Origin of the sequence: Paraburkholderia mimosarum LMG 23256 = NBRC 106338, from assembly GCF_000739815.1 — a bacterium.
GTDB lineage: Bacteria > Pseudomonadota > Gammaproteobacteria > Burkholderiales > Burkholderiaceae > Paraburkholderia > Paraburkholderia mimosarum.
The window spans coordinates 1-8,351 of record NZ_BBJJ01000133.1 but is presented as its reverse complement, the minus strand read 5'-3'; the positions used below and the strand labels follow the sequence as shown (position 1 = coordinate 8,351).

Sequence of the window (8,351 nt, the reverse complement as noted above, 5' to 3'; positions counted from 1 at the left end):
AATGTCAGTCATTTCACAGTCCTAAAGTTACTGTTACTCGTTAAAGTCTTTTCATCGCTGCGCCGTAGCCCTGCGACAACGGATGCTGGCCGTCCACGGCGTCTTGAGTCTGTTCGATCTACACGCGCTGCATGAGGTAGCGCCCCGACGGCTTCGATCACCAGGCAGGCGATCCTGCGTTCGCACGAAGCATCTGCAAGTTTGCCGTGATGCTGCGAGATGCCCGATAGCATGCCGCGAAGAGCACGGGCAGCGGGTTGGCTTTCCACGCCTCGGAGCAAAAAGCGGCGATCGGCAAGTTCGGTTCCGGTTGCTCTGACGATAAAGCCGCTATCGGACCGGCTCAGCCGGCTCCCACGTCTGCAGAAAGTAGCGGCTTGCCGGCGCCATGGCGATGGCGGGCGAGCTATATCAGTGGGGCGGAGCGGCACAGGGCCTGGTTTCGCTACCCGATTACCGTTGCCGGGTAACCGCCTCTTGTGTGGCCCTTTGCGGAACCGCAGCGCTGGCAGCGTCGATATCGTCCTGCGCTGCGACCGGTGACCGCGTTCTGCGCGTGCGCCGCGTATCCGCGGCTGTCGAGAACGTCGATTTGCCCCCCTCACCAGGCGCTCCCGAATCTGCCGGTGCGCTACTGAAAACGCCGGCCGACGATTCCTGGACACGCTTGTTGATCCGCTCGTATTGCACCTGGGCGACCTTTGCGCATTCGGTCTGGGTTCTGGTGGCAATCTCGAATAGCTGACGGCTATACGACGTGACCATTTCTTCAGTCTGTTGCGCCGCGCCCCGCTGCCAACTCGCCGGTCCCGCCAATGCTGCCCGTGCAACCTGCACATTGAGCACCGCTGCCGAGTGCAACCCATCGACTGCCGGCTTCATCAGAGCGAACATCGCTTGAAAACCGGACTTGCAATTGTCTACATACTCTTCAGGTTCTGGTACGGTCATGTGTTCTACAATGATTAGCAATACGAACGACCGTAATAAAGCGGCTTCGCTGCAAATTAAAACGTAAGCGGCTCGGTGATGTAATTCAGGACTAGCCGCCTAATTAGAGAGTTCATTCTAAAGCACAGATTTGACAATTTGACGCACTCTGGATCGGGGAAAACCCTTGGTTCATGCGTTTTGAGTCGATTTTTGCGGGCTGAGTCACGAACGTTCGATCTGTTTGGCGCTGAGAGCGTGCAAGCGATTTCGGCTCTTTTCCAGGCACTCGGCAATGCCCGGCAGGTTCATCGGAACCGACCCGGCATTCGTCCAGCTTGAATGTTCGTTTAACCTGCTTTCGCCAACCAGGCCGGAGGACGCTTTTCAAAAAAGGCGGCAAAGCCCTCCTTCGCTTCCTCCGTCGCCCGAACTCGTGCGATTGTCCGGGCTGCAAGATCGTGAAATGTGGCCGAGAGCGGGTAGTCACCCACCCCTTCGAAAAACGCCTTGATTTCACGGAGCGCTTCCGGCCCGTTTGCCGTGAGCTCAGAAATCGTCTTGTCGATGGCCGAGTCGAGATCCTCTATCGCGACTGCCTGATGGACCAGGCCTATCGTGACCGCTTCGTGTGCGGCAAGCTGGGTCGCCGTCAACGCCAGCCGCCGTGCCTGGCGCTGCCCGACCGCCTCGACAAGATACGGTCCAATCACGGCGGGCAGGATGCCGAAGCGGGCTTCGCTGACCGAGAAGCGCGCATTGTCACTTGAAATGACGATATCGTTGGCTGCGCACAGACCGACTCCGCCGCCGAACGCATGCCCATGAACCCGCGCAACGGTCGGCTTGGCACAACCCCGAATGGCTTGCATCATGTCCGCGAACCGCCTGGCATCGCGGAGGTTTTCCTGCGCGGCGTTGCGACTCGCGCGCTGCATCCATTGCAAGTCGGCCCCTGCACAGAACGCGCGGCCGCTCGACCGAAGCAATACGACTCGAGCGTCCGGCGCGGACGAAAGGCTGGTATAGGCCTCAGTCAGCTCTGCGATCATGGTTTCGTCGAACGCGTTCAACACCGATTCGCGCGCAAGCGAGACGGTCGCTATATCTTTTTCATCGATGTGAACACTGATCGTCTTGAAGTGCTGATTCATTTTTATACGGTTTCCTGAGGAGTTTGGCAGGCTGTGGGTCAATCCGCCTTTCGCAAATCAATCACCCGCTTCGCCTTGCCCGTTACCGACGTTGCGATCTCCCCGGCATTGGTCACCGTCACAGCCGTCGTAATACCGATGATCGTCTTGACGCGGTGTTGCAGTTCCTTTGCCAACTGCTGCCGGTCAGAATCCGTCAGTTCGGCGCAAATCTCACTGCGCGCCTCAACGGCCACCGCCAAGGAATCCATGTGTCCCTGCCGCGACACGGTCAGTTGGTACTGGCCACTCAGACGGGGGATTGCCAGCACAAGCTCCTCAATCTGGCTCGGAAAGACATTCACGCCTCGAATGATCAGCATGTCGTCCGAGCGCCCCGAGATCTTCGCAAGCCTGCGCATTGAACGGGACGTGGGCGGCAGCAGCCTGGTCAGGTCCCGGGTGCGATACCGGATCATGGGCATGGCCTCTTTCGACAACGAAGTAAAGACCAGCTCGCCTTCGCTGCCATCGGGCAAGACTTCACCCGTCTCCGGGTTGATGATTTCCGGGTAGAAGTGGTCCTCCCAGATGGTCGGGCCGTCCTTGCTTTCAATGCACTCGGAAGCAACGCCCGGCCCCATCATCTCGGACAGACCATAGATGTCGATTGCCTGGATGCCGGCTCGCGCCTCGATCTCAGCGCGCAGGCCTTGCGACCACGGTTCCGCGCCAAAGATGCCGACCTGCAGCGACGACTGGGCGGGGTCCATGCCCTGTCGTGCCATTTCGTCGATCAGGTTCAGCATGTATGACGGCGTGACCATGATGATCGACGGCTCGAAATCGCGAATCAGCTGGACCTGCTTTTCCGTCTGCCCGCCCGAGACCGGCACTACCGTGCAACCGAGGCGTTCCGCGCCGTAGTGGATCCCAAGCCCGCCAGTAAACAGCCCGTATCCGAACGCGTTGTGCAACGTGTCGCCGGGTCTGCCGCCCGCCGCCCGAATCGAGCGGGCAGTGACATTGGCCCAGGTGTCTATGTCGCCAGCGGTATAGCCCACCACTGTAGGTTTTCCCGTTGTCCCGCTCGACGCGTGAATTCGCACAACCTTGTTCTTCGGAACGGCAAAGAGGCCGAACGGATAGTTGTCGCGCAGGTCCTTCTTGGACGTTGTCGGGAACTTCGCGAGGTCGGAGAGCGCCTTCAGGTCGTCAGGATGCACGCCTGCGGCGTCGAACGCCTGGCGGTAGTGCGCAACGTTTTCATATGCATGCCGAACCGACCATTGGAGGCGCTTGAGTTGCAGCGCCGAAAGCTCGTCACGGCTTGCCGTTTCGATCGGTTCGAGTTCGCCCGGTTGAGGAATTGGTTGAACCACAGTTGTCTCCAGAAATGACAGTTCGAAACGTTCACGCAACAGCGACTTGCGCGTTGCTGTAAATCGGCAGCCCACCCCAGCGGTGTGCGGACAGCAGCGGCGAGATCCTGTAGCGTTCTTCGCCATAATGTTCCGCGAGATTCGTCAGAACACGATGGAAGAGTCCCACACCGGCTTCATCGGCCCATTTGAGCGGCCCGACCGGATAGTTGACGCCTTTCTCCATGGCGAGGTCGAGATCCTGTGCTGAACATACGCCTTGATTGACCGCATCGGCCGCTTCGTTCGCAAGCATCGCGACCGTGCGCATCACCGCGAGTCCCGCAATATCTTTCATCGGAACCACCTCGTAGTTGCAGCGCTGAAGAGCACCGACAACAGCCTGATAGGCCCGTTCGTTACAGCGCATCGAACGACTCACCGCGACCATCTTTGTCGAGAAGTAGTCTCGAGCGAAGTCGACGAGAACCACACTGTCTCTTCCGATGTCCGCTGCGCGCCTGGTCGCCGTATGGCCATCAGTCTGCATCAGCACAGCGCCATCGATTTCAGCAATCACGCCTGCCTCGGTCGAGCGCTCGTGGGACATCGGCAACCCGGCGGCGAGCAACCGATCCTGCAAGCGGGCACCCGGTGCCGACGGCGGCCCGAGCCGGATCGTCGCGGGTTCGTTCGCAGGTGGCTCAATGTACGCGCGGGCTTTGACGGCATCTGACGAGTAGTCGAAAAAGCCTTTGCCGCTCTTGCGGCCGAGAAATCCGCCATCCACCAACTCGCGTTGCACGATAGACGGGGTGAACCTGCGATCACCAAACATGGCCTGAAACACCGATTCGGTCACCGCAAAATTGACATCGTGCCCAATGAGGTCCATCAGTTCGAACGGGCCCATGCGGAACTGACCGGCCTCGCGCATGACCGCATCAATCGAAGCGGCATCGGCAGCCTGCTCGACCAGCACACGCAGACCTTCCGCGTAGAAGGGGCGCGCGACGCGGTTGACGATGAAGCCCGGCGTGCTCTTGGCATGTACAGGCACTTTCCCCCAGCTGGCAGCCGTCGCGTAGACCTGGTCCGCGACTCGCTTGAGCGTGGCCAGCCCGCTCACCACTTCGACGAGCGCCATCAGGGGTGCCGGATTGAAGAAGTGCATGCCCACCACACGCTCGGGCTTTCGGAGCGCGGCGCCAATCGCCGTGATGGATATCGACGAGGTATTCGTCGCGAGGATGCAGGTGTCGCTCACGCAGCGCTCGAGCTCGGCGAATACCCTTTGCTTGATTTCAAGCTTTTCCGCGATGGCTTCAACGACCAGACCGACCTCCCGGAAACCCGACAGGTCGGGCGCAGCCGACAGCCGGTCGATCGCGGCGTTCGCATCTGCCACGCCCAGTCGGCCCTTCTCGGCGAGCTTGCGCAAAGCCGCAGCGATGGAAACCAGCGCCTTGTCTACGGCAGCCGGATTCACGTCGTACACGATCACGCGATGCCCCGCCGTAGCGGCAATCTGTGCGATTCCGGCGCCCATGGCCCCTGCGCCGACGATGCCTACGGGCATCGATTTCGCCAATCCAACAGACATGTCTACGGCTCCCTCAAATTCGTTCGATGGCGATCGCAATACCCTGACCCACGCCAATACACATTGTGCAAAGAGCCAGGCGTCCATTACTGCGTTCAAGCTGGTACATCGCTGTCGTCACAAGCCGCGCACCGGAGGCTCCCAAGGGATGCCCCAATGCGATGGCACCACCGTTCGGGTTCACGCGCGGATCATCCTCGGCCAAGCCGAGTTGCCTGAGCACGGCAATCCCCTGAGAGGCGAACGCCTCGTTCAACTCGATGACGTCGAACTGGTCGAGCTCGAGTCCCAGGCGTTTGAGAAGCTTGATGGACGCCGGTGCGGGTCCGATGCCCATGATTCGCGGTTCCACGCCAGCGGTCGCCATCCCCAGCACACGCGCCCGGGGCTTGAGGCCGTTTAGTTTCGCCGCTTCCTCACTCGCGAGAATCAAGGCGCAGGCGCCGTCATTCACGCCCGATGCGTTGCCTGCGGTGACGCTACCGTCCGGACGTACGACACCCTTGAGTTTGGCCAGTGCGTCGAGCGACGTTTCGCGCGGATGCTCGTCCTTGTCCACCGCGATGGGATCCCCTTTGCGCTGCGCAATCTCGACGGGGACAATTTCCTGCGCCAGCGTACCGTCGGCCTGAGCGCGCGCGGCTCGCTGCTGGCTGCGCAGCGCGAAAGCATCCTGATCTTCGCGGCTTACCGAGAAGTCCATTGCGACGTTTTCGGCAGTCTCAGGCATCGAGTCGACGCCGTAACGCTCTTTCATCAGCCGATTGACGAAACGCCAACCAATGGTCGTATCGAAAATTTCTGCGGAACGTGAAAACGCGCCCGTCGCTTTCCCGGTCACGAATGGAGCGCGGGTCATGCTCTCAACGCCCCCCGCGAGGTACAACTCTCCGTCCCCTGCTCGAATGGCGCGAGCTGCACTGCCCACCGCGTCCATCCCCGAGCCGCAAAGCCGGTTGATCGTCGAGCCCGGAACGCCGATTGGCAGCCCGGCGAGCAGCGCCGACATCCTCGCCACGTTCCGGTTGTCTTCGCCAGCCTGGTTCGCGCAGCCGTACAAAACGTCGGCGACCTGTTCCCAGTCGACAGCCGGATTGCGCGCCATCAGTGCGCGAAGGGGGACAGCGCCCAGGTCGTCTGCCCGCACGTCCTTCAGTACACCTCCATAACGTCCGAAAGGAGTACGAACGGCATCACAAATAAATGCTTCTTTCATGGTTATTTCCAGTAATGTTAGTGAACGGTCAGTCTTCGGCGCCGCGCGCAACCTGCGTGGCCCAGTTAGCTATCTGCAGAATCGCGCGCTTGAACGTGACGCCGGCTTTGGACTACACGGAATCGATTGGCGACGAAGGCTGCGTCCGTCAGCGATGCGTTCGCAGCAGGGTTACCGCCGGTGGCATGAAAGTCGGAGAACGCGGCCGACTGGTTGACGAATACGCCGCCAGTCAGGTTGATGGACAGCGCCACCCTTCCCTCAACCGACGCCTCGATTGCGTTCTCGACCACGGCTTCGTCCGTGCTGTAGACAGAGAGCGTCAGGGCCCCCTTTGAGGCGGCCGCGTTTGCCGCAATCTCAAGCGACTGCTCCGTTGAGTCCGTAGCGACGATGAACGAGATCGGGCCGAACCATTCCTTCAAATACTTTTGCTCGTCGCTGGCATCGAGCTTCGTGATGATGGGCGTCCGTACCACCGCCTCGGGGTAAGACGGATGGGAGATGGCGCGACTATCCAAAAGGACCTCGCCACAACCACGCGCACTTTCGATTCGCTCGAGGATCCCGGCGTTCTGGATGGCGCCGGTGAGTTCGACGGCCTTTGCAGGATCACCGAGGAGTTTTTGGACGGCCTGCTCGATTGCACCGGCGACTTCGTCAAAGGAGATGCGGCCATCGGCTGTCTGGATGCCGTCCTTCGGGACATAAATATTCTGAGGTGCCGTGCACATCTGCCCGGAGTACAAAGACAGTGAAAAGGCAATGTTACGCGCCGCACTTTTCATGTCCTCGACCGAGTCGATCACAATCTGATTGACGCCGGCCTTTTCCGTGTAGACCTGCGCCTGAAGCGCATGCTGCTCAATCCAGTCACCGTTGGACGTGCTCCCGGTGAAATCAATAATCCTGATTTCCGGACGGACGACCAGCTTCTGCATGAACTCGCCATCGCCCGGGTCGGTCGCAAGCAACGTCACCACATTCGGATCGAACCCAGCCTCGGCCAGCACTTCGCGCGCAACTCGAACGGTGATGGCAAGCGGCAAGATGGCAGCCGGATGCGGCTTGACGACTACCGCATTCCCCGTCGCGAGATCCGCGAAAAGCCCGGGGTAGCTGTTCCAGGTCGGGAACGTGCAGCAGCCAATCACGAGGCCGATACCGCGCGGCACAATCGTGAAGCGCTTCTCCATGGACAATGGAGGGTTCTTGCCCTGAGGCTTTTCCCAGTAGGCTGTCTCCGGGATATCCTTTAGCTCGTCCCAGGCGTAAGCAACCGCTTCGAGCGCGCGGTCTTGAGCGTGCGGGCCACCCGCCTGAAATGCCATCATGAACGCCTGCCCCGTTGTGTGCATCACGCTATGCGCGATCTCGAAGCTCCTTGTGTTCAGCCGGGTGAGAATTTCGAGACACACGCCTGCCCATGCGGCCGGGCCGGCCCGGCGCCAGGTTCCCTGCGCCAAACTCGCCGCCTGCAAGAGTACGTCAGGATTGGCTTTGGGATAGGTAACGGATAGCGGGAACCCAAACGGCGATGCCTCTTTGCCAACCTTGCCTTCTGAACCTGGCTGGTCAACATCGAAATGATTGTTCAACAACGCCTTGAAAGCCGCCTCACCTTCGCTCGCTGCATGCTCGCCATAGACGCGCGGACTCGGCATCTCATTGAACGGGGACCAATATCCACGTTCCCGGATTGCTTTCAGCGCCGTGGAAAGCGTCGCCTCATGCTTTGTAAAGAGGGGATGTGTCATGAAATTCACCTTGTAGGCACACTGCGAGGGCTGAGCGTCAAACTTCGTCGTAGCTGACAACGACACGCTCGCTCACCGGATGGCACTGGCAGGTGAGCACGAAGCCATCTTTTACTTCCTGCTCTTCGAGCGTGTAGTTCTTGTCCATTTTCACCTCGCCTTCGAGCACCTTCGCGCGGCAGGTGCAGCACACGCCGCCCTTGCAGGCGTACGGCAGCGCGAGGCCCGCCTTCAGGCCGACGTCGAGCAGGCTCACGCCTTCGTACGGCAGGCGCATCTTGCGCTTCTTGCCGTCGATGACGATTTCCAGGTCCGCAGCCGGCGTGTTCTCCGTGATTTCGACCGGCGGCG

The 8,351-nt window shown here is 60.3% G+C and carries 7 protein-coding genes; all 7 read right to left on the bottom strand.

Annotation, left to right across the window (positions count from 1 at the left end; translation table 11 throughout):
* Nucleotides 1-453: 453 nt before the first annotated feature.
* Nucleotides 454-951, bottom strand: a complete 498-nt coding sequence (locus BMI01S_RS34950; protein WP_154671484.1) for a hypothetical protein — start codon at nucleotides 949-951, stop codon at nucleotides 454-456.
* 329 nt (nucleotides 952-1,280) lie between these two features.
* Nucleotides 1,281-2,084 carry an enoyl-CoA hydratase-related protein gene (locus BMI01S_RS34945; RefSeq protein ID WP_036047010.1) on the bottom strand — a complete coding sequence of 268 codons (804 nt, stop codon included), beginning with the start codon at nucleotides 2,082-2,084 and terminating at the stop codon, nucleotides 1,281-1,283.
* Between the two features lie 38 nt (nucleotides 2,085-2,122).
* Nucleotides 2,123-3,445, bottom strand: coding sequence for a phenylacetate--CoA ligase PaaK (gene paaK, locus BMI01S_RS34940; protein ID WP_028232854.1), 1,323 nt, complete (start codon nucleotides 3,443-3,445; stop codon nucleotides 2,123-2,125).
* Nucleotides 3,446-3,476: 31 nt separating this feature from the next.
* Complete coding sequence (locus tag BMI01S_RS34935) at nucleotides 3,477-5,027, bottom strand: 3-hydroxyacyl-CoA dehydrogenase (RefSeq protein ID WP_042292455.1); 1,551 nt, start codon at nucleotides 5,025-5,027, stop codon at nucleotides 3,477-3,479.
* A 13-nt stretch (nucleotides 5,028-5,040) separates the two neighbouring features.
* The gene (gene pcaF / locus BMI01S_RS34930) at nucleotides 5,041-6,243 is read right to left on the bottom strand and encodes a 3-oxoadipyl-CoA thiolase (RefSeq protein WP_028232853.1); all 1,203 of its coding nucleotides are present in this window, start codon (nucleotides 6,241-6,243) and stop codon (nucleotides 5,041-5,043) included.
* A 65-nt stretch (nucleotides 6,244-6,308) separates the two neighbouring features.
* Complete coding sequence (paaN, locus tag BMI01S_RS34925) at nucleotides 6,309-8,000, bottom strand: phenylacetic acid degradation protein PaaN (protein ID WP_028232852.1); 1,692 nt, start codon at nucleotides 7,998-8,000, stop codon at nucleotides 6,309-6,311.
* A 37-nt stretch (nucleotides 8,001-8,037) separates the two neighbouring features.
* On the bottom strand, nucleotides 8,038-8,351 hold a 314-nt coding region (locus BMI01S_RS34920; RefSeq protein WP_042292452.1), incomplete at its 5' end, for a 2Fe-2S iron-sulfur cluster-binding protein.

What these genes read in the sequence shown, in the direction of transcription:
- pcaF (WP_028232853.1), bottom strand. Translation starts at nt 6,243, where the DNA reads ATGAAAGAAGCATTTATTTGTGATGCCGTTCGTACTCCTTTCGGACGT.
- paaN (WP_028232852.1), bottom strand. Translation starts at nt 8,000, where the DNA reads ATGACACATCCCCTCTTTACAAAGCATGAGGCGACGCTTTCCACGGCG.
- BMI01S_RS34935 (WP_042292455.1), bottom strand. Translation starts at nt 5,027, where the DNA reads ATGTCTGTTGGATTGGCGAAATCGATGCCCGTAGGCATCGTCGGCGCA.
- BMI01S_RS34945 (WP_036047010.1), bottom strand. Translation starts at nt 2,084, where the DNA reads ATGAATCAGCACTTCAAGACGATCAGTGTTCACATCGATGAAAAAGAT.
- BMI01S_RS34950 (WP_154671484.1), bottom strand. Translation starts at nt 951, where the DNA reads ATGACCGTACCAGAACCTGAAGAGTATGTAGACAATTGCAAGTCCGGT.